The organism is Hydrotalea sp. GW822-HT8A01, assembly GCF_058798575.1.
Genome location: NZ_CM179506.1, coordinates 1,162,631 through 1,183,484, shown reverse-complemented (window position 1 = coordinate 1,183,484; position 20,854 = coordinate 1,162,631). Strand labels below are relative to the sequence as shown.

At 36.3% G+C, this 20,854-nt stretch carries 22 protein-coding genes; 9 read left to right on the top strand and 13 right to left on the bottom strand.

Going from position 1 to position 20,854, the window contains the following annotated elements:
- Position 1 precedes the first annotated feature (1 nt).
- Positions 2-1,372, bottom strand: coding sequence for a DUF4270 family protein (locus AC3QLY_RS05220; RefSeq protein ID WP_074418930.1), 1,371 nt, complete (start codon positions 1,370-1,372; stop codon positions 2-4).
- Positions 1,373-1,732: 360 nt separating this feature from the next.
- On the opposite strand from AC3QLY_RS05220, the gene AC3QLY_RS05215 reads away from it, so the two are divergent.
- Positions 1,733-2,779 (top strand): Kelch repeat-containing protein, encoded by a 1,047-nt coding sequence (locus AC3QLY_RS05215; protein ID WP_074418931.1) that lies wholly within the window; start codon positions 1,733-1,735, stop codon positions 2,777-2,779.
- Positions 2,772-3,110 carry a DUF4907 domain-containing protein gene (locus AC3QLY_RS05210; RefSeq protein ID WP_074418932.1) on the top strand — a complete coding sequence of 113 codons (339 nt, stop codon included), beginning with the start codon at positions 2,772-2,774 and terminating at the stop codon, positions 3,108-3,110. The genes AC3QLY_RS05215 and AC3QLY_RS05210 overlap by 8 nt, the downstream gene beginning before the upstream one ends.
- A gap of 106 nt (positions 3,111-3,216) precedes the next feature.
- Here the strand turns inward: AC3QLY_RS05210 and AC3QLY_RS05205 are convergent, their stop codons facing one another.
- Both AC3QLY_RS05205 and AC3QLY_RS05200 read right to left on the bottom strand, forming a co-directional pair.
- The gene (locus AC3QLY_RS05205; RefSeq protein WP_218330829.1) at positions 3,217-5,007 is read right to left on the bottom strand and encodes an acyl-CoA dehydrogenase FadE; all 1,791 of its coding nucleotides are present in this window, start codon (positions 5,005-5,007) and stop codon (positions 3,217-3,219) included.
- Between the two features lie 50 nt (positions 5,008-5,057).
- A complete protein-coding gene (locus AC3QLY_RS05200; RefSeq protein WP_218330828.1) occupies positions 5,058-5,498 on the bottom strand; it encodes a MarR family winged helix-turn-helix transcriptional regulator in 441 nt (146 codons plus the stop codon).
- Positions 5,499-5,590: 92 nt separating this feature from the next.
- On the opposite strand from AC3QLY_RS05200, the gene AC3QLY_RS05195 reads away from it, so the two are divergent.
- The 3 genes from AC3QLY_RS05195 (at position 5,591) to AC3QLY_RS05185 (ending at position 8,947) form a co-directional block, all read left to right on the top strand.
- On the top strand, positions 5,591-6,403 hold the full coding sequence (locus tag AC3QLY_RS05195; protein ID WP_218330827.1) for an alpha/beta fold hydrolase: 813 nt from the start codon (positions 5,591-5,593) through the stop codon (positions 6,401-6,403).
- 20 nt (positions 6,404-6,423) lie between these two features.
- The gene (locus AC3QLY_RS05190) at positions 6,424-7,572 is read left to right on the top strand and encodes a glycosyltransferase (RefSeq protein WP_074418936.1); all 1,149 of its coding nucleotides are present in this window, start codon (positions 6,424-6,426) and stop codon (positions 7,570-7,572) included.
- Between the two features lie 259 nt (positions 7,573-7,831).
- Complete coding sequence (locus AC3QLY_RS05185) at positions 7,832-8,947, top strand: ABC transporter permease (RefSeq protein ID WP_074418937.1); 1,116 nt, start codon at positions 7,832-7,834, stop codon at positions 8,945-8,947.
- Here the strand turns inward: AC3QLY_RS05185 and AC3QLY_RS05180 are convergent.
- The 6 genes from AC3QLY_RS05180 to cysC form a co-directional block, all read right to left on the bottom strand.
- Positions 8,927-10,387: an O-antigen ligase family protein gene (locus tag AC3QLY_RS05180; protein WP_492990834.1), complete on the bottom strand. Its 1,461-nt coding sequence runs from the start codon at positions 10,385-10,387 to the stop codon at positions 8,927-8,929. The two genes, AC3QLY_RS05185 and AC3QLY_RS05180, sit on opposite strands and share 21 nt — an antisense overlap.
- Positions 10,387-11,253: a Wzz/FepE/Etk N-terminal domain-containing protein gene (locus tag AC3QLY_RS05175; protein WP_492990832.1), complete on the bottom strand. Its 867-nt coding sequence runs from the start codon at positions 11,251-11,253 to the stop codon at positions 10,387-10,389. Before AC3QLY_RS05175 ends, AC3QLY_RS05180 begins: the two co-directional genes overlap by 1 nt.
- A 35-nt stretch (positions 11,254-11,288) precedes the next feature.
- Positions 11,289-11,762: an Lrp/AsnC ligand binding domain-containing protein gene (locus AC3QLY_RS05170; protein ID WP_074418940.1), complete on the bottom strand. Its 474-nt coding sequence runs from the start codon at positions 11,760-11,762 to the stop codon at positions 11,289-11,291.
- Positions 11,763-12,151: 389 nt separating this feature from the next.
- Complete coding sequence (locus tag AC3QLY_RS05165; RefSeq protein ID WP_074418941.1) at positions 12,152-13,216, bottom strand: sulfotransferase; 1,065 nt, start codon at positions 13,214-13,216, stop codon at positions 12,152-12,154.
- 553 nt (positions 13,217-13,769) lie between these two features.
- Positions 13,770-15,098, bottom strand: coding sequence for an arylsulfotransferase family protein (locus tag AC3QLY_RS05160; RefSeq protein WP_074420337.1), 1,329 nt, complete (start codon positions 15,096-15,098; stop codon positions 13,770-13,772).
- 17 nt (positions 15,099-15,115) lie between these two features.
- Positions 15,116-15,724: an adenylyl-sulfate kinase gene (gene cysC, locus AC3QLY_RS05155; RefSeq protein ID WP_218330826.1), complete on the bottom strand. Its 609-nt coding sequence runs from the start codon at positions 15,722-15,724 to the stop codon at positions 15,116-15,118.
- A 126-nt stretch (positions 15,725-15,850) separates the two neighbouring features.
- Between cysC and trmB the strand changes: the two genes are divergently transcribed.
- Genes trmB through AC3QLY_RS05140 form a run of 3 tightly spaced genes read left to right on the top strand, consistent with a single transcriptional unit; the run spans position 15,851 to position 17,159 of the window.
- Positions 15,851-16,555 carry a tRNA (guanosine(46)-N7)-methyltransferase TrmB gene (gene trmB, locus AC3QLY_RS05150; protein WP_074418944.1) on the top strand — a complete coding sequence of 235 codons (705 nt, stop codon included), beginning with the start codon at positions 15,851-15,853 and terminating at the stop codon, positions 16,553-16,555.
- Positions 16,542-16,748 (top strand): C1orf53 family protein, encoded by a 207-nt coding sequence (locus AC3QLY_RS05145; protein WP_074418945.1) that lies wholly within the window; start codon positions 16,542-16,544, stop codon positions 16,746-16,748. The genes trmB and AC3QLY_RS05145 overlap by 14 nt, the downstream gene beginning before the upstream one ends.
- A 12-nt stretch (positions 16,749-16,760) precedes the next feature.
- Complete coding sequence (locus AC3QLY_RS05140) at positions 16,761-17,159, top strand: MGMT family protein (RefSeq protein ID WP_218330825.1); 399 nt, start codon at positions 16,761-16,763, stop codon at positions 17,157-17,159.
- Here AC3QLY_RS05140 and AC3QLY_RS05135 read toward each other — a convergent pair.
- Together AC3QLY_RS05135 and AC3QLY_RS05130 are read right to left on the bottom strand one after the other, a co-directional pair.
- Positions 17,140-17,682, bottom strand: a complete 543-nt coding sequence (locus AC3QLY_RS05135) for a DUF420 domain-containing protein (RefSeq protein ID WP_074418946.1) — start codon at positions 17,680-17,682, stop codon at positions 17,140-17,142. The two genes, AC3QLY_RS05140 and AC3QLY_RS05135, sit on opposite strands and share 20 nt — an antisense overlap.
- A gap of 34 nt (positions 17,683-17,716) precedes the next feature.
- A complete protein-coding gene (locus AC3QLY_RS05130; RefSeq protein ID WP_074418947.1) occupies positions 17,717-18,538 on the bottom strand; it encodes an SCO family protein in 822 nt (273 codons plus the stop codon).
- A gap of 165 nt (positions 18,539-18,703) precedes the next feature.
- Between AC3QLY_RS05130 and AC3QLY_RS05125 the strand changes: the two genes are divergently transcribed.
- On the top strand, positions 18,704-19,606 hold the full coding sequence (locus tag AC3QLY_RS05125) for an IS1595 family transposase (protein ID WP_492990827.1): 903 nt from the start codon (positions 18,704-18,706) through the stop codon (positions 19,604-19,606).
- A gap of 43 nt (positions 19,607-19,649) precedes the next feature.
- Here AC3QLY_RS05125 and AC3QLY_RS05120 read toward each other — a convergent pair whose 3' ends face one another.
- A complete protein-coding gene (locus AC3QLY_RS05120) occupies positions 19,650-20,087 on the bottom strand; it encodes a cytochrome C oxidase subunit IV family protein (protein ID WP_068245402.1) in 438 nt (145 codons plus the stop codon).
- A 31-nt stretch (positions 20,088-20,118) separates the two neighbouring features.
- Complete coding sequence (locus AC3QLY_RS05115) at positions 20,119-20,793, bottom strand: cytochrome c oxidase subunit 3 (RefSeq protein WP_074418948.1); 675 nt, start codon at positions 20,791-20,793, stop codon at positions 20,119-20,121.
- Positions 20,794-20,854 lie beyond the last annotated feature (61 nt).

Below are 20,854 nucleotides of genomic sequence, written 5' to 3'. Positions count from 1 at the left end.
ATTAGTATGATTTTACAGATGCGTAATAAAGGTCTAATTCAATTTGGCAGTTAATATTTGGATAAAACCTATCACCTGCTACTAATCTTGCAAATTGAGATTGAAATGCCGGATTGGGAGGTGTAAGCAATAATCCGGATTGATAATAGGGATATTCAGGATCCGCCAAGATACTTTTAACATAATTGGTTAAATCGTAGGTATAATAACTTTTACCACTAAAATAATCGGTAACCAGATTGCCATACTGCACACCAGCGCCGGCTCCTGGCGTTGCTACCTGTGTTAAATCCTGCCCCAATTGGTTTAAAATGGTGGTGGTGGAAAGCCTTAATTGTGGTGGCAAAAAATATAAAGGACTGTAACTGTTTGCAACCGGACGAATAATGAGCTGCGCTTTTAAGAATTTAGCATAATAAGGCAGTTTTTGTACATCCTGAATATTCGGGAAACGAATTTTTATCATGGTATTGGAAATAGGCTGGGAGAAAGCCATATTACCTGCCTGAGTACTCTTAATAATATTTACTTTTCCGGGTTGATTCAATCCACCCAAATTTTGCAATGCCGTTCCGGTTCTGTCTGCTGTAACATGAATAAAATGCAAGTTTCTGTTCACTAATGGAAAAGCCAATCGGGCACTGTCTTTATTTAAATTCGGATTGTGATAGGCTAAAAACACAGTAGCAGAATCTGCACAGGTATATACTGCATGGCTGTTACTGTTTGAGGCAATACGTAATCCATAAAAATAGCTGAGAAAATTAGAGGTACTCTGTAAATCTAAACTGGCTGTTTTTATTTTATTAAAAAGTTCCTGCCCCATGGCATCATCTAATTTTATATGAATGGAATCATCCACAGTTGGGCGAATATAGGCATCGGTAGTACCTAAGGGTTTTGGAAATACCGCAAAACTGTTTTTACTATATAATATACTACCCGGATCGCCATAAAAGGAGGGCGGGATAATAGGCTCTGAAAGGCGGGATACCTGAATATGAATGGGCTGCGTGGTATCGCCATAAAATGTTTTACGCAGTTTTAAGGTAATATACAACGAATCATAAATGGACTTTACATAATCAGTAGCTTTGGTGGTAGGTGGTGCAATTTCATAAAAAGTTTGCGCATCTAACCTGCCAAAATAAGGGTCGGTATAACCCCCAAAAACAGTAACACCTGTTGAGCCGGTTGAAAAAGAATCGATATATACAGTCGAAATTTCAGTATTAAAAGTATCAGTCATGATAATTTGGGTAAGTGTATTGTCTAATAACTGACTACTAAAATTAATATCTGCCCTTTTGCAGGCATTCAATAAAACAATAGAAGCAAGGGTAAAGAATAAAATAAGTAGTTTCTTAAGCATTATGTATGGTCTTATCTCAATTAAAAAGGGTTTTAGAAACCGGTTTTAGAATACAATATATTATAAGCTGCAACCTGTTATAAAATTGTTAGCAGCATGCATAATTTACAAATATACAGCTACAACATTTGCAAACGTGCTTACAACTCATATAATCAAAACATTTAGAACGCAAGGTTACAAAACATAAGAGCAGCCAAAACAAAAAGACTTGTTAAATCAATTATTTTACACTAAAAAAAGCCCATTCAAAAACTTGACCATACCAGTATTATTCACTTATCTTTGAAAACTTAAAGAAAACCAGTTTTAACTTTTTAAAGTACACTCACCCTTAATTTTAGAAAAAATTAAACGTCAATGAAGCAAATTAAGTATTTCTTTTTCTTACCCGCCAGCTTGGTATTACTGCTTATTTCCTGTGCCAGAACCGTATTAGACCCCACTCAAAGTAGTGGTAACTGGGTATTATCTCCCAACGACTTTGTGGGCGACCAGCGCACTGCTGCCTGTTCCTTTACTGTTGGAAATGTGGCTTATATTGGAACCGGATACAACTTAGCCAAAAACATTAGGTATTCCGATTTATATTCTTTTGATCCTACCAAAGGCGCCAATGGTAGCTGGACGCAATTGGCCAATGCTCCTGCTAATTTTACCCCCAGAAGCAATGCCGTTGCTTTTGCGGTTGGTACCAATGGTTATATTACCACCGGTCAGGATAATTTCAATAACTTTTTAAATGATACCTGGCAATACAATACAACCACCAATACCTGGGCTCAAAAAGCAAGTTTTGCTGGCACCCCCCGTATTGATGCACTGGCCTTTTCAATTGGCAACTTAGGTTATTTATTGTGTGGTTATGATGGTGGCTCTAATAAAAAAGATTCTTGGCAATACAATCCTAACGCTGATTCCTGGACTTTAACTGCTACTCAGTTTACCGGTAGCAAACGCCAGGGCGGTATTGTGTTTGTTTATAAAAACAAGGCTTATATTGTAACCGGAAACAATAATGGAGAAGTGAACGACTTTACTGTATTTGACCCATCCAACACCGCTAACCCATGGAATCAGTTACGCCCCATTACCAATGTAAGTGCTGATACTTATGATGATTTGTATACCAATATTATTCGCGACCACGGTGTAGGATTTGTGTTAGGCGATTCTGCTTACATCACAACCGGACAAAATGGTGGCTATAACATTAGTACCTGGGGTTATGATTTTGTAAACGATTTATGGTTCCAAAAAACCAATTTTGAAAGAGCTGGTCGTTCAGGCGCCATCGGTTTTTCTGTTGCAGGTAGGGCTTTTGTTACCACAGGTTCAGGTGGTTCAGCTTATTATGACGACTTAAACGAATGGTTACCTTATCAACCTTATAACCCAAATGATTAAAAAGTATTGGGTATATATTTTATTTGGGATAGCTGTTTTTCTTTTTGTGGTAACAGGCATCTTGGAAAAAAACAAAAAATCTAAAGTGCCCCAAATAACCTATAAAACTTATTACTCAGATAGTTTGCAGTGGGGCTATGATATTTTTGTGAACAATGAATTGCGCTTTCACCAAAATATTATACCCGGCGCATCGGGAAGAAAAGGCTTTATTTCTGAAGAACAGGCAGCAACCATTGCCCGTTTGGTAATTGATAAAATGAAACACCATCAGGCTCATTTTCCTACTGTAACCAATGCTGAATTAGACAGTTGCGGCATAACCAGATAAAACGTTTCAATTTTGTATATAAAAAAAACCCGGCAAATGAACAATGCCGGGTTTTTTATTTGTTTACTCTTTATATCTATAGCAACAATTTTGTTGTATTTATCTGCTAAAATGGATATTGATTGGCTGCTATCATGGTTTTTGCAATTGTTCTTCTGGCGGCTTTTGTATTAAAAGGCTCCACTTTTGTAAACCTTTTTAAACCTATGTGCATCATGCGTAATTCATCGCCCTCTGCAAAACTATTCAGCGCATCTTTGCCTGATTTATTGATACGTTCAGCCGCATCATACAAATAAGTACGCACCATATCTGCCTGCAAACTTACAGCAGCTTCGCCTTTTGTTTGCGCCAGTTTTATTAAACGAAGCAGGGCACTTTCTACATGATACACTTCAATAGCCATATCCGCAATATTCATCAACAGCTCCTGTTCTTTTTCTAATTGCATCATTAACTTTTGAACAGCAGCACCGGCAACTAACAGTATGGCCTTTTTAAAATTAGATACATACTTTAATTCTTTGGTAAATAAACCTTCTGTTTCAGATCCAAAATCAGGAATACTCATCAATTCTTTAGAAACAGCCATTGCCGGCCCCATTAAATCTAATTTACCTTTCATGGCACGTTTCAGCATCATATCTACTGTAAGCAACCGGTTTATTTCGTTTGTACCTTCATAAATACGATTAATCCGAGAATCGCGATAAGCTTTACTGATAATGTATTCATCACTAAAACCATTACCGCCATGTATTTGCACCCCTTCATCTACTACATAATCCAGCAACTCGCTACCAAATACTTTCAGCATGGCACATTCAATGGCAAATTCTTCTGCTGCGCCTAGTAAAGATGTATCAAACCCGGCACCACTTTGCATTAATTCTGCTTCTTTTAAATCAATCCATTTGGCGGTTCTATATAAAGCTGATTCTGCTACCCAAATACGGGTACACATTTCGGCCAATTTATGCTGAATGGCACCAAAGCTGGCAATAGGCACTTTAAACTGTTCGCGGGTATTGGCATATTGTACAGAAATACCGGCTGCTTTTTTACTGGCACCTAAAGCTGCAGCATCTAATTTTAAACGGCCAATATTTAAAATATTGAAAGCAATAATATGGCCACGGCCAACTTCGCCCAATACATTTTCTACCGGCACTTTACAATCTTGAAAATACAATTGAACGGTAGATGATCCTTTAATCCCCATTTTATGTTCTTCCGGACCTTGTGTAAAGCCTTCAAAACCTCGTTCTACAATAAAAGCTGTAAACTTATCGCCATCAATTTTGGCAAAAACAGTATACACATCTGCAAAACCACCGTTGGTAATCCAGCATTTCTGGCCGTTTAATAAATAATATTTCCCATCACTGCTTAATGTGGCCGTTGTTTTGGCACTCAAAGCATCACTACCACTGTTGGGTTCTGTAAGACCATAAGCGCCCTTCCATTCACCGGATGCTAATTTGGGAATGTATTTTTGTTTTTGCGCCGGTGTGCCGAAATATAAAATGGGTAATGAACCAATGCCTGTATGGGCTGCAATTGCCACTGAAAATGAAAAGCCGCCACCCAATCCTTCATTCACGATTGTGGCGGTAATAAAATCTTTCCCCAATCCGCCAAATTCTTCGGGGAATGAGGTGGAGAGTAATCCCTGTTCTCCCGCTTTTTGCAAAAGCGAAGGCATTAATCCGGGCTCTAATTGATCAATACGATCAATAATCGGTTCAATTTCTGTAGCAATGAATTGATGGCACATATCCATCACCATTTGCTGTTCTTCATTAAAATCTTCAGGAATAAAGGTTTGTTGTGGATCGCTTTCTTCGATTAACCACTCGCCGCCTTTCAGCAGCGTTGTTATTGTATCGGTTGACATATCAGTAAATTTTATTATTGAATAATGAAAATATCTGTAAAAACTGCCGGCTATTTTAAATTATCGTACACCTGCTGCAACACTTTTTTTACAATTTCAACATCTTGTTTTGCAATACCCGTTAGTGCCTCTTCCATGGTTTGATTGGCTAATTGCAAGGTAAGTTCCTGTAATCCTCTTGCAGCTTCAGTTAAACAAACCAGATTAATTCTTCTGTCGGTCGGTGATGGATGGCGATTTACCAATCCCTGTTTTTCTAAATTATCTATTAGCCGGGTAATGCTGGGCTTATCTCTAAAAGTTCTATTGCACAATTCCTGCTGGCTCAAACAGTCTTCTTTCCATAAATGGTACAAAATACTCCACTGCTCAATGGTAATTTCCAATCCTGCCTGTCTGAAATTTTTTTGCAATCGCCTTGCAACTGCAATTGATGCCATGCCATTGATTACACTGTATAATTCGCCTCGCTTAAATTGGTTGTTTGGCATATAGTTAGTTATGCAACTATTTTCAAAATTGGTGTATCTTTATCAAATTACCAAGTAATATTTCCGAAATTTTTGTAAGTTTTAAAACTATAATGGCAGTGCTTCAAGAAAAATTACCCTTTCGAAACTCGTATGTTCAATATTACAGAATGGGGAATGGACCCACTTTGATTATTGCCCTACATGGGTATGGAGAAGATGGTCGTAGCTTTTCTTTTTTAGAAAACAAGCTGTGCACCAATTATACCATTATTGCCATTGATTTGCCTTTTCATGGCGGAACAGTTTGGCGGGAAGGTTTTCATTTTACAGCAACTGACTTATGGCAAATAATTACAACCATTGCAAATGGATATACACAACCGCTCATTATTTTGGGTTATAGTATGGGTGGTAGAATGGCTCTGCAGCTATTGCAATATTTTCCCGAACAAATACAAAAAACTATTTTAATTGCACCAGATGGCTTACACCATAACAAATGGCATTATCTGTCTACTCAAACCCGTGTAGGTAATCGATTATTTAAATGGGCCATGCAACATCCCAAACCGCTTTTTGTATGTATGGAGGCCTCTTGTAAAATTGGTTTATTCAATAAAAGCGTATTCAATTTTGCACATTTTTATTTAGACGATGCCAACGCCAGAAAATTACTGTATGAAAGATGGACAACGCTGCAAAAATTTCAACCCAATCACAAAATTTTAAAACAAAATATCCGCAAATATTATGTTCCAATACATTTAATTTTTGGTCAATTTGATCGTGTAATCACGCCAAAATATGGTTTTCAGTTTAAAAAAGGAATAGCATCATGGGTAAGTATTGATATCATTGCTGCAGGGCATCAGTTATTAAAAGAAAAAAATGCAGCTGTAATTGCCGCAGCCATTTCTAAGTAATATTGTTTCTTTGCAATACCATGTTCATTCCATTCATTCTGATTATTGCAATTTTATTAACCCTATTTTATGTATGGCTGATTTTGTTGTACAGAAGATGGTTTGTGCGGTTAAAACCTTTTGTTGATGCAATTGAAACACAGCCTGCTGTTTCTTTCAGCATCATAATACCTGCCAGAAATGAAGCGGCCAATATTGGTGCATGTTTAAAAAGTATTACTGCACAAAATTACCCTTCACATTTAATAGAAATTATTGTAATTGATGATTACTCCACCGATAACACTGCAGCTATTGTACAGCAATGGCAACAACAATATACCAATATTCAATTAATAGATTTATCGAAAGAAAGCAGAGATGCTACTACTAATTCTTATAAAAAATGGGCTATTGAAAGAGCCATTCATTATGCCCGTAGCGAATGGATAGTTACAACAGATGCCGATTGTGTAGCGGGGAAAAACTGGATCAGCAGTTTTGCAAAATGTATTGAAAAAGAACAACCCATATTGATTGCCGCACCGGTAAGATTTATTTATTATCCTACATTGTTAGGCGCTTTTCAATATTTAGATTTTTTAAGTCTGCAGGGTATTACTGCCGCTTCTGTTTCTGCAGGGTGGCACAGCATGTGCAACGGTGCTAATCTGGCTTATCAAAAAGCAGCTTTTTTTTCTGTGAATGGGTTTACCGGCATTAATCATATTGCCAGCGGCGATGATATGCTGCTCATGAATAAAATAAAGCAACAATATCCGGGAAAAACAACTTACTTATTTCATCCTAACGCCATTGTATTAACGCAACCTGTTTTTAGCTGGTATGAATTGCTTCATCAACGCATCAGATGGGCCAGTAAGGCGGATAAGTATGAGGACAAAAGTATTTTTGGGGTATTGCTATTTGTTTATCTGTATAATTTGGTTTTATTCATAATGCCTTTTCTTGCATTTTTTGATTGGCGGATACTAATATATTGGATGTTACTGCTTTTGATTAAAACCCTTACTGAACTCAGATTTATGAAACCGGTTAGTCGTTTTTTTGGTGAAAACCATTTGCATTGGTTCCCATTTTTACAACCCATTCATATAGCCTATACCGTTATAGTAGGCTGGTTGGGAAAATTCGGGCATTATCAATGGAAAGGAAGAAGGGTAGTGTAATGCTTTACCTTTCGTAGTTCATTCAGGCAATCTTTTTTTCCGGAAATCCAACATACAATAACAGGCAAATAAATGTTAGCAACACAAAAGGCAGCAAAACAATATTTTTAAACACATGTAGCATACAATTATATTTTAATGATGATAAAATGAGTTTAAATATGACATTAAGGGCTTTCTCTACAATTATGACCTGCAAAAACTAAAAATGTTTAACTTTCATTTTTTTGTTTTTTAAATTTCAGACAGATTTCTGCAAATGCCTGCTCAATTCGGTAAACACATAAAAAATTTCGGCAAACTGATTTTTCAAAATAAAAGTCTTGCTGTAGGTATTGGCATTGTTACAATGGCCATATTCATTGCGCTATTTGCATATATTATTGCACCCGATACCACTACCAATGCCAACCGAATGATCCCCGAAATTGGCAGTAAACCACCGGGTTTTAGTATTTCGTTACTTCGCATGCCTACAGATACTATACCACTAAATGGAGAGAAAGGCATTTTGCACTTTTTTCATGTTTTATACAATGGCAAGCCCGATCGGTATCGTTACATCCCTGTTACTGCTTATTATCTGCATCATGACACTGTTTTTGCAAAAAAATATATTGATGATGGCATTACCGCTTCAATTCAAGTGCCACTTAAAACCTTAGGGCAACCATTTGCTATGCACCGGCATTTTTATCTTGGTACTGATACATTTGGGCGTGATATTTTAAGCAGACTCCTAATTGGAACCCGTATTAGTTTAGCAGTGGGATTCATTGCAGTAGCCATATCACTCACTATTGGCATTGTTTTAGGCTTATTTGCGGGTTATTTTGGTGGAAAAACAGATGCCATTATTATGTGGTGTATTAATGTAATTTGGAGTATTCCAACTTTATTACTGGTTTTTGCAGTAACCCTTTTATTGGGTAAGGGTTTTTGGCAGGTTTTTATAGCAGTGGGACTGACCATGTGGGTAAATGTTGCCCGTATGGTTCGGGGGCAGACCCTTGCCGCCAAAACATTGGATTATGTAACTGCAGCAAAGGTTTTAGGGTTTGGCAACCTTCGTATTCTCTTCAAACATATTTTACCCAATATTGCAGCGCCAGTTATAGTTATTGCAGCCAATAATTTTGCAGGCGCCATTGTAATTGAGGCAGGACTAAGTTTTTTAGGAATCGGTGTTCAACCACCGCAACCCAGTTGGGGATTGATGATTAAAGAAAACTATAATTTTATCATTACACATCAGCCTGTATTGGCATTGGCACCGGGTATTGCCATTATGCTGTTGGTGGTAGGCTTTAATTTATTGGGGAACGGATTAAGTGATATACTCAATATTCCAGGCTCATTTAAACCCGGCAATTGATTGTTGTTCAATTTTTAAGCGATGAGATAATACAATGAGTATACCGGCAGAAAGCCAGAAAAGACTTCCAATTTTATCGGTTTCAATTAAATCACTCAAAAAATTCAAAGTGCCAACCATAGCTACAACAGCACCGGTTGTTAATGCAACCATAGCATAAAAGCGACCTTGTAAATGGTGGAATAAATATTGTGCATAGCCCAACATGGCGATAAATAAAGTACAAAAGAATAGTAAACCCGGTAAGCCCTGCTCTAAAGCTGTTAACAAAAAATAATTATGAACCGATGAATGATCAGGATTGCTGCTCACCCAGGTTTTAAATCCACTATTGGTATAAGCTTTATAATAATTATAAAAATTATTAGGTCCAAAGCCGGTAACAGGTTTATCAATCACCATGTTTACCCCTGCCACCCAACGGTAAATACGTTCCGCATTCGATACATCCTTCATGGCAACAGTGGCTTCCAAATGGTCTTTAAAATTAGTGTGGAAAATAGTATGCTGAAAATCGGGCTCCAACTTTAAATACTTATTTTGCTGCACAAGCCCATATACAATCAGACTTATCAAAACAAAACTGCCAATAACAAATTGCCACAGCCATTTTTTATATAAAATAAAAGCAATGCCCATCCCCACAATCAATGCCAGCCAGGCACCTCTTGAATACGACAATATTAATCCGGCAATAAAAACCATCATTATACCATATAACCATTTCCTGGATGAATGAGTGGAAGGGGTAAGCACCAACATGGCAACTAACATAGCCAAAACACACACCAACATGGCAGAGTAATTAACATGATTGCGAAAAAAAGGAGACAGTGTTTTTTTTATGCCTTCAAATGAAAAATGATAGAACGTATGGCGAACCAGCGCCTGCACAACCACCAATAACATAGGCACAATGAAACATAAAGCCAATGTTTTAAAATCTTTCTGCGATTGTATAAGCAGCGCAGGTAGCAACACAAAAGGAACAATAAACCAGCTTTTAGCCAATAAGAATTTTATGGAAAGAATGGGGTTTTCAGAATAGATACAAGTAATCGCTACCCAAATGATATGCAATACAATTAAAAAAAACAAAGGGTGTTTTAAAACATAAGAAGGAATGAATTCAGGTTTTAGCAGCCATTTTAAAAAAAACAAGCCCGTTAGCAGCATCATAATAGCTTCATCCGGGAAATTGAGTGATAGCGTATCAGTTACCTGCCATTCGGTAGAAAGGGGTAATGCGCACAGTAAAATCCAAAATAAATAGGAAGTATAGTGTACTGTTCCATTATAAAGCAGAGGAAGGAATATCCCTATAAATGGCAATGCAAAAAACAAAGGTTGATGGAGTACAATGCCTAACACAATAGCCGTGATCAAAACTATGACTACGGTTAAAAATGGTTTTTTATAAAAAAAATGAATTATGCGCATTAAGCTGGCCGGTTACGATTATAAATTAAGACAGCACAAGCCGCAAAAACAAAGCTAATGATACCTACTGCTATCATTACCAGTATTGGCTTGGGTTGATCGGGCTTTACAGCAGGGGCAGCACTTTCTACGATATATAATCCTGCAGGCACGTTTTGTATGGCTAATTGTAAATCTGCCATATTTTTCCGGTATTGCCCCAATTGCTGAAGATCCTGTATTTTTTGTGTTTGCAAAATCATTGTATTAACATTTGTGCTTCCTGATACGGACAACTGTTGTTCAGTTTCATTTATTTTTTGCTGCAATAATTGTATTTGATTTTGCAAGGTTTGCATTGCATTTTGATAGTTCCGCATCCATAGGCTTTCTTCTGAATTTTTCAAAACTGTTACAGCCCCATTGGCCATTTGGGCAGCCAATACAGGATCTTTATCCCACACACTAATGGACAATTGATTGTTTTCAGTTTTTTTAAATTGCAAATTTTCCCGAAGCGCCTTCATGGCCTTCCAACGGTTCAACGCAGCATTCGTTCCTGTAATAGCGTAGTTATTCACTAAATGAAAACTATCTGTTAACTGATAGTACAGCGTATCTAAGCGTGTCATCCCAAACAATAAATCCAAATCATCTCCATTGCCAAAATAGGAATAGAGCCTTTGTAAGTTATTATAAGCTGCCAACTCCTTATCTGCCAACTCAGGATTTGAAGGCAATACATAAGCGGTTGACTTATAATATCTGGGAACAAAAAAAAGCGTAATAGCGGCAATTACGCAGGCAACCACAACTACCCCAATAATTTTTCTTCGGTGTTGCTGAAGTGTATGCAACACATCTGATAAATTCAATGCAGTGGGCATAAAAAATTGGTTAGAAGATTAACGAATTGATGATTTTAATCCTGCTGATCAACCACCACATTTCTGCTAAAACTTTCTTCCAGCGAAATAAAGGTTTCTGTTCGTTCAATACCCTTAATGTTTTGTAATTTATCGTGTAAAACAAAACGAAGTTGCTGAATATCTTTCGTAACAATTTCAGCAAACATGCTGTAATTGCCTGTTGTGTAATTCAGGCGTACAATTTCCGGAATAGATTTTAGTTCGCTGGCAACCGTATCATATAAAGAGCTTTTTTCTAAATAAATGCCAATAAACGCAATCACATCATAGCCCAGCGCTTTTAAATCTACTGCCAATTTTCGGCCTTTTACTATTTTTTGTTCCTCTAATTTTTTAATGCGAACATGTATGGTGCCGCCCGACACAAACAATTGCTTACCTAAATCGGCATAAGAAATTTCGGCATCTTCCATCATGGCCTGAATAATTTGCAAATCCAGTTTGTCAAGATTTAATTTAAGGCTCATATTGCAGTTTATTTTTAAATAAATTTAATTAAATTATAAAAATAATGAACAATTTCTAAATTTTTAAAAAAATTATTGATTTATTTTTAAATAATGTTACATAATGTTTAATATTGTGCTGTCATAATAAAAAACAGCTCTTTATACTGTGGGGTGATGAAACATTTGGCAGACATGCCCTCTCGTCTCGGGGGTGAGGACAAAAGGATAAACGTAGCATAGAGCCTTTCGCAAGAAAGACCGGGGTTGACCACCGGACTTTGTGTTACAGCTAACTTCCTCGTGTAGGTTCGACTCCTACCCCTACAGCTCTCTCTAATTCTCATGTGCATTTGGGCCTTCGGAGTTTTTACTTTGAAGGCTTTTTTGTTGCACCAAGTCTATCCGTTTTATTTACGTTCTATGTCTGCATTGCTTTTTACCCGCAGTGCTTCATAGACAAACATACATGCTTTTAATAAACTGTGGTCAAAATTTTCTATTTGTTGAAAAGCAGGTACTTTAAAGGGTGGTATTGCCCTTGTATTTTGTATTTGCAATCGCTTTAATAAATTGCTGAAAATATCAGCACCTTTTGTTCCTAAATCTTCATAACAAATACAAATACAGTTAGCCTCATTGAATGCCAGAATTTTTTCATAATAATTTTTCCAACATTGTAACCAATAGTTTATTTCATTAATGGAAAACTGTTGCAAAATGGCTTCATCTTCCTGCTTCCAAATAAAAGGTTTGTGCCCCAAGCCAAACTCAAAATGCCCCAACCAATTCATGTATTTTAATACAAACGGATTGTTTTTTTGCATGCTGGAAAAATGTTTGTGCTGTTTCATTAATGAATAAGCATGCTGCAGTGGATGCCGAAAAGGTATGATAAAAACAGCCTGAGGCAGTTGTTGCATAAGTTGTGGGAACCTTAATATATTATTATTATTTTTAGACAAATAACGTATCCCTCCGGTTGAATTTTCAGCACTTGCTACCGTATGCTGCATAAAAAGCTGAAACTTTTGGATTACCTCATTTGAAAGTTTGTGGGGAATAACACTGCTTGTTTTAATATAATCATCTGCACAAAAACATCGCCAAAATATTTCTTCAAATGCCTCCGGACTATCAAAATTCACCATAATTCCATCGGCATGTGCACGCTCTTTTTCTTCTGGCTTAGTGATTGTTTTTCCCCTAAATTTTTTCCAAATGCCGGGCATTAAAACAAAAGGCATATCGCGGTAAGTAATACATCGGAATGCCCCGGTTTCATAAAGTGTACGCATTATAATGGTAGTTCCGCTTCTGGCTAAACCACTCACAAAAACAGGAGAACCTATAGCTACAGGTTTATTTTTTTGTAAAGCAGTTTCCATATCAAAACTAAATTCTAAAACACTTCTGTTGCCCAAAGCAATGGAATGCAGCATTTTAGATAATAATGAGTAATCAAATTCGCTCATATATTTTTTTCACAATAAAATATACAATAAATGTAAAAACTGAAAGCCAAAAAACACGCCATGTAAGCAGGTATTGAAATAAATATGAATTACGCCAGTATAAAAAACTTAGGCAGAATACGATTAATAAAAATATAGTTATTACAATTATTAATAATTCAATCAAACGCAAACTATTATTGAGCAAAAGGATAGAATAACCTAATATAAATTTTTCTTTGTATTGATCTGAAGCTTTTTTATATCGTACAAAAACAGTGTACAATTTCCGATAACAAACCCACGAAGCATTGATGTATCTTGTAAATGGCAAAGCATCCCCTGCAAGAAACAGGAGAAAAAACAAAACAAACAACATGATATTTGCTATCATATCAACTGTTCATCTTCCTGTTGTGTAATCGGTTTTTCTTAAATTTTTTCAGAAATCGTTTAAATGGATACCATACAATTGCAAATACTGCTATAAAAAAAGATAGTAAAATGCCAAAAACAACTGAAAGTACACCGCCATCCATTCCCGGACCAATATAATTCAACATATTTTTAAGCTTTAATTTTCACTGTAATCAAATTTTTCATCTCCTGTTTTTAATAAATAACGCCCCCACGATAGAATGCTGAGATGCTTTGCATCTATCGGGCATTTATATTCCCATAACACAGCATCTGCCGATAGCCGAAAGGCTCTCCCAAAGTTAGATTCCTCTACAAACGCAGTTCCATCTTTCAATATTTTTACCCTACCCTCTGTTATTGTGCCAATTTTTTTCTGTTGAAAAACCTTTGCAAATGGTTTTGTTACAGAATCATTTGCAAAATTGTATAAATACACCTGATTTGTATTTTGATATAACTTATCACCACCTAAAGCAAATGTTCGTACAACGTTGTTACCAAAAATGCTGATATGTGTACTATCCACAAAATCAGGACAATGTTGGTTGAGCCAGGGGCCTGTTTTTAGCCAAATAATTTTATTTGTAGAAGGCCGATATAAGAAAACAGTGCTTTTATGTCGTAAACTCACCAATAAATCTCCTTTTTGCCAATACCTGCTGCTATATAAAGCCGGCCTTACTTCATTTAAATGCAGGGGGTCTTCGTCAATTAATCCGGTGCCTAACAAAAGGCCTTTGTAACCATTGTCAACCAGAATTTGTGCAACAGATTGAATAGAAATGATTTTACCCTGTGGTGAAATGCATGCAATGGCATCATTTCTGTTTTTCCCAACTAAATCTTCCTGAATAAATGAGGTATCTAAAACAGTGGGCGACCAGAAATTACCATTTGTATCTATTTCGGTAGAATGATGAAATACACCATCAATTAGCCAAACAATGTTGCTGTTGCTATCTAATTTAAATAGGGGGCCGTCATTTATTTTTACTACTATAGCACCATCTGAAAGCAGTAATGGATGCAAGGCACGAGCCTCATTAGTATGTAAAACACTATTATGAAAAAAAGGATTGTTGGTATGTGTAAGATTACGAATTTTATCCAATGGCGGTATCCATACTTTTAAAATCTGTCCATTTTGTAAGGATACTAATTTCACTGTTGTTTGATGATAGGTAAGGTCATACACGGTTGTTAAAACAGCGCCGGTATCTTTTTTAGATGTATTAAAATAAGTTAACCCATTGATTGCTGTATTTTTATTGGGAATAATTTGCTGATTGAATCCCAATACCTCTCCCAGCGCATCACGCACCATTTTTGGGTATGCTGCTACAGCAACTGCCCATTCGCCTGCTTTCCCTAATTTTTTACCTCCTAAAAGCTGGTGCCTTACCGCAGCCCCAAATAACAACATAATCATTATGCCTGCAAATACTATTAATAACAACCAGCGAATCGAAATTTTTTTGCCCACACGAATCAATAAAATGATTAAATAAATTTATTTGTTTTCAGATAGTACAATATTTCAGCAGTAGCCGTTTCAACAGATACCTGTTCGGTATCTATTCTTATTTCAGGAGCTATGGGTATTTCATAAGGTGCATCAATCCCTGTAAAATTTTTTATTTGGCCGGCCAATGCTTTTTTATAAAGCCCCTTTGGGTCTCTTTCTATACAAGCTTTTATAGAGGCACTTACATGCACCTCAACAAAATTTTGTCTGCCAATAATATGTTTGGCAACATCTCTTTCTATTATTGTTGGTGAAATAAAAGCAACAATTACAATTAACCCTGCAGCAGTCATTAATTTACTTACCTCGGCAACCCTTCTTATGTTTTCATCACGATCCTGCTGTGTAAAACCCAAATCGCTACATAAACCCTGGCGGATAATATCTCCATCTAATAAAATGACAGGCGCATTGGCTTCCTTTAATTCATTGAATAATTGGTTTCCTAAGGTTGTTTTACCTGCACCACTTAATCCGGTTAACCAAACTACGAAAGGCTTTGCTATGCTAACCACCCGATGAATTGATGAGCTTTCAGTGTATAAAAAAGATTGTTTTTGGTGTGAAGTAAAACTTTGCTGCATGCACACTTAGTTTATTGAAACGACCGGTTAATGTAGGCTAACTGCCTATAAGTTTTAATCAGACTTTTATTTTTTTATTAGGTTTAATTCAATTTCAATATTGTAACCCTATTTTTGCTGTTTACCATGGCACATAAAAAATTAATTCGGTTCGAGGCAATTAAATCTTTTCCCAATGTTTTTGAATTGCCCCAAAACATGGAGGAACAGTGGACGGTTTTCTTCAAAAATCAACACCCATTGGTTTTGGAATTAGCCTGTGGTAAAGGAGAATATACAATAGGTTTAGCAAGGCTGTATCCACAAAAAAATTATATTGGTGTTGATATAAAGGGCAATCGCATTTGGCGGGGTGCTTTAACAGCCATAGAAGAAAACTTACCCAATGTTGCTTTTTTAAGAACGCCAATTGAGGGTATACACCAATATTTTACCCCCCATACAGTTGAAGCCATTTGGATAACATTTCCCGACCCGCAACTGCGCTTATCAAAAGCCAAAAAAAGATTAACCCATCCACGATTTTTACGGTTATACCAACAAGTATTACAACCCAATGGCATTGTACATTTAAAAACAGACAGTCCGGATCTGTATTATTTCACCAAAGCTGTTATCAACTTATTTGACTTGGAATTGTTACAAGATTATGATAACCTGTATGCAGAACAACAATTATTACCGGAACATACCATTCAAACCCATTATGAATTGTTAGATATTGCCAAAAGTAACCGCATTCATTATTTGGCTTTCCGGTTAAACAAGCCATTGGATGTAGAAAAAGATGCAATACTAAAAAAATTAATTCTTGAACATGTCGCTAATTGAAGGAACTGATTTTTATTATGATGTGCAAGGTTATATGGTATTGACAGAAAAATACCATTTAGAAAAAGGTTATTGCTGTGGGTATGGCTGCAGACATTGCCCTTACCAGTATGAAAATGTTCCCGAACCCAAACGATCGGCTTTAACTGAACAGGCAGTTGCATCTATAAAAAATGCATCACCCGAACCTTAAACAAAAAAGGCATTGGCTAAATTACAAAAATCAATTCCCATTAAAACTATTTTACCCAGCGGTAAAAAAGACCACTCTTTTTTTGAGCAGGTATATGCAGTAGTGGCATTAATACCCAAAGGGCAGGTAACCAGTTATGGTGCCATTGCTAATTTTTTAGGCACCAAAATGAGTGCAAGAATGGTAGGATGGGCACTAAACAATGCACATCATTTACCAAATGTGCCTGCACACAGGGTAGTAAACCGCAATGGCGCTTTAAGCGGGAAAGCCCATTTTGAAACACCTACACAAATGCAAATCTTATTAGAACGGGAGGGCATTGCCGTAAAGAATGATACCATTGTTGATTTTAAAACCCATTTCTGGGATCCCTCCATTGCTTTGGATATTATTGATAATAAGGACTGATAAACAGATACACAACAGGGCCCGTAACAGCAACATACAACCAAAGCGGCCAGGTATAACGTGCCAGTTTTTTATGCAAGAGAAACTCTGCTGTTAAAGCCCGGTAAGCGGTAAATAAAATGAAGGGCAATATAATGGCAGCCAGAAAAATATGGGTAAATAAAATAAAAAGATATATAACCTTAATAGAACCGGTGCCTTCAAATTTTGTTTCGCCGGCCAACAGATGATGCGCAATATAACTAACCAAAAACAACACAGAGAGTATAAGTGCTGTGATCATTAATTTCTTGTGTAATAAATAATGTTTTGTTTTTACTGCTACCAATGCTGCAATAAGCAATATTGCAATAATGGTATTGACTATGGCATTAAAAGCAGCAAATAAGTGAACATTAAAACCAAGGTTAACCGTTAATTTAAAATTACTCAGCAATACTACTGCAGCAAATACTACAAAGGAAAATACACCAATCAGCAGTTTTGCCTGTTTATCATTTTTTTTGATAATTGCACTTAACATTTTTAAATTGAATTTTCAGATATAAACGAAAAAATCAGGTGTTTTGTTTGGGAATACCGGGTTTTTTGGTTAAAGCATATACAAAGATGATGATCATCAACACTATAATTACCCAAAGCCATTTTAATGCAATAATAGAAGCAAACACCTCACTTTTTTGCGATTTGTCTTTTTCTAACATTAATAACCCAATATCTTTAGCCAGTTTACCCAATGCCACCGTATCTCTTCCATCATATAAACCACGAACAATATAATTTTTATCTAATAAAATAAAAGAGGGTGTATGTAAAAAAGCAGTATCTACATTATGCCCGTCAATTAATCCTATCTTTAATTCATCGAAAGCAAAATCATAAATTTTCTTTTTCGGACCGGTTAGCATCCACCAGTTATCCGGATTTACGCCATATTGATTGGCATAGGCTTTTAATGCCTGTACACTATCTCTTTCCGGATCTACTGAAAAAGAAATAAACTGTACAATCGAAGAGTCTACCACCTTTCTGCCTTCTTCATAATTAGAAAATGACTGTTGTAATTTGCGCATGTTACGGGTTAATACCGGACAGGGATATGGACATCTGGTAAAAAAGAAATCCAATACCGTTATTTTACCGGGTTTATCGTACAAACTCACGGTATCGCCCAACTGATTGACTAATGTAATATTGGCCGTGTGATGCCAAAAACTGTCAGTAACCTCTTTCCCATTCACAATTCGGGTAGCAACACTGTCTAACAATAATTTTCCGGGCATTACTACTGACTTATCGCTGAAAGATTTCAACATTAAATAGCTAACCAACGGAATGAGTATAGCTATTAGCAGTGCCAAAACGGCTTTTTTATTCATGGTGCAAAGGTAATGTTGTATAAATGAAACAACCATTGCTGGTAGACAATGGTTGCTAAAATAGATGTTAAAAAAATATAGGATTAGGTAGAACATTTACAAATAAGAGATAGGGGGGTGAAATAACTAAATAAATTAGTAAATTGAGGTCTAAAATATTTAGTTATGTTCAAAGGGGTTAATGCAATTGAGTTTGGCAAACGGTTCAAAACAAATGAAGATTGCTACAATTATCTGTTGGAGATCAAATGGGGCAAGCAGTATCAATGTAGTAAATGTGGATGCGATCAGAGTTATAAAGGCCGTACATATTACTATCGTCGTTGCCGCAGTTGTGGCTACGATGAAAGTGTTACAGCTAACACTGTTTTTCATGGAATAAAGATGCCGATACTGAAAGCCTTTCACATGGTATTCAGATTAACAGCGAAGAAAAAAGGGATGTCGACGATAGAACTGGGCAATGAGGTTGGTGTACAACAAAAAACGGCATGGTTATTTAAAAGGAAGCTACAGGCAGTAATGAAGAAGGATAAAGAAGATAAATTGAAAGGTGATGTTGAAGTAGACGAAACCCTTATTGGGGGCTATTCTACCGACAAAGGGAGAAGTACCAAAACGAAAGATGCAATGTTTGTGGCAGTTGAGATATTAGCTGATGGTCGAACAGGGAATATTGCATTACAGCCAATAGAAAGTTTTAAATCCGAAGAATTGAAGTATGCGATAAAAGATAATGTATCATCGGAAGCCCAAATAAAAACAGATGCTTATCATTCGTATAAAAAATTAGCTAAACAAATGAAAAATATTAGCATCGAATATTCTAAAAAAGGAACTGCGATGGAAGAACTGCACAAACAGATTATGCAGTTCAAAAATTGGCTGAGAGGAACACATCATCAATGTTCGAGTGAATATTTGTTTGCTTATAGTGATGAATATGAATATCGATTTAATAAAAGGAATATGCGTAAGTGGCTATTTAATGATGTAGTGGAAAGATTGATGAATCAAATTCCACATCCTTACAATTATCTAAAATCCCTTTGCGTTTATTCTACCTAATCCTAAAAAAATATTACAATCTTATTTATTCTATCGCTTCAATTTACTCTACCGCTTTTTTCAATTCAATGGTTCCTTTTTCGTGTTCACCATGTACTTTTTGTTGTACCGGAATATTGCTCTCCTGATCGTAAGGTGCATATTTATTGCGTAATTCTCTGAAAGAGTTACCATCGGCCAAAAAAGCAATGATAAACCAAATGAACAAGCCCAAAGGCAATACAATGGTCATGATTAAATTTCTTATTTCATGTTTTAAGTGCATGAAATAAGCTACAATGTAAAAAGCTTTTGCCAGCATCAAAATCAAAATTATTCCTTTGATCAAGTGCCGTGAGAAACTTTGCTCAGACATATTTACCATTGAATAACCCAATGCTAATTCAATAATGGTAAGCACACTCAAAATAATAGTTACCCTGTACACTTCTTTGCGGGCTGCTACTGCATGAGCATCATCTAATATTCTTAAATCTTCCATATAATTATTTTTTGATAATGAATTCAATTGATTATACCAGATAAAAACAGGTAAATACAAATACCCAAACCAAATCTACAAAGTGCCAGTATAAACCAGCTTTTTCAATCATTAAATAATGGCCTTTCTTTTCAAATGTATTATTTAATGCCATAATAAGCATAATCACATTAATCACAACACCGCTAAATACATGGAATCCATGGAACCCGGTAATGGTAAAAAAGAAATTGGTGAAGTTGGTAGTTGATTGGGTTCCATCTGCATTTAAGAATGGATTACGACCCCACCAGGCACCTTCGTGAAATAAGTGTGTCCACTCCCATGCCTGACAACTTAAAAATGCCAAACCGCCAATAATGGTAAATATTAAATTAATGACAACACCTTTTTTATTCATGTTTTGTCCTGCCTGTACCGCCAATACCATGGTAACGGAACTTAGAATCAAAATAAATGTCATTAAACTAACAAACAGCAATGGGTAACCACTACCTAAGCCGGGAAAAGAATTAAACACATGATTGGGGTCAGGCCATCCCTGGGTTGCAAAACGGGTGGTTCCATAAGAAATGAGTAAGGCACCAAACGTAAATGTGTCACTCATTAAAAAATACCACATCATAATTTTACCATACTCTACGTTGAAGGGGCTTTTACCGCCGCTCCACCACTTGGTTGTTGCAGTTGCTGTTGTTGTTGACATGTTGGTTTCTTAAATTACGTTCGCAAATTTATTGGCTAATGTTTAAAAATCGTGCACAAAT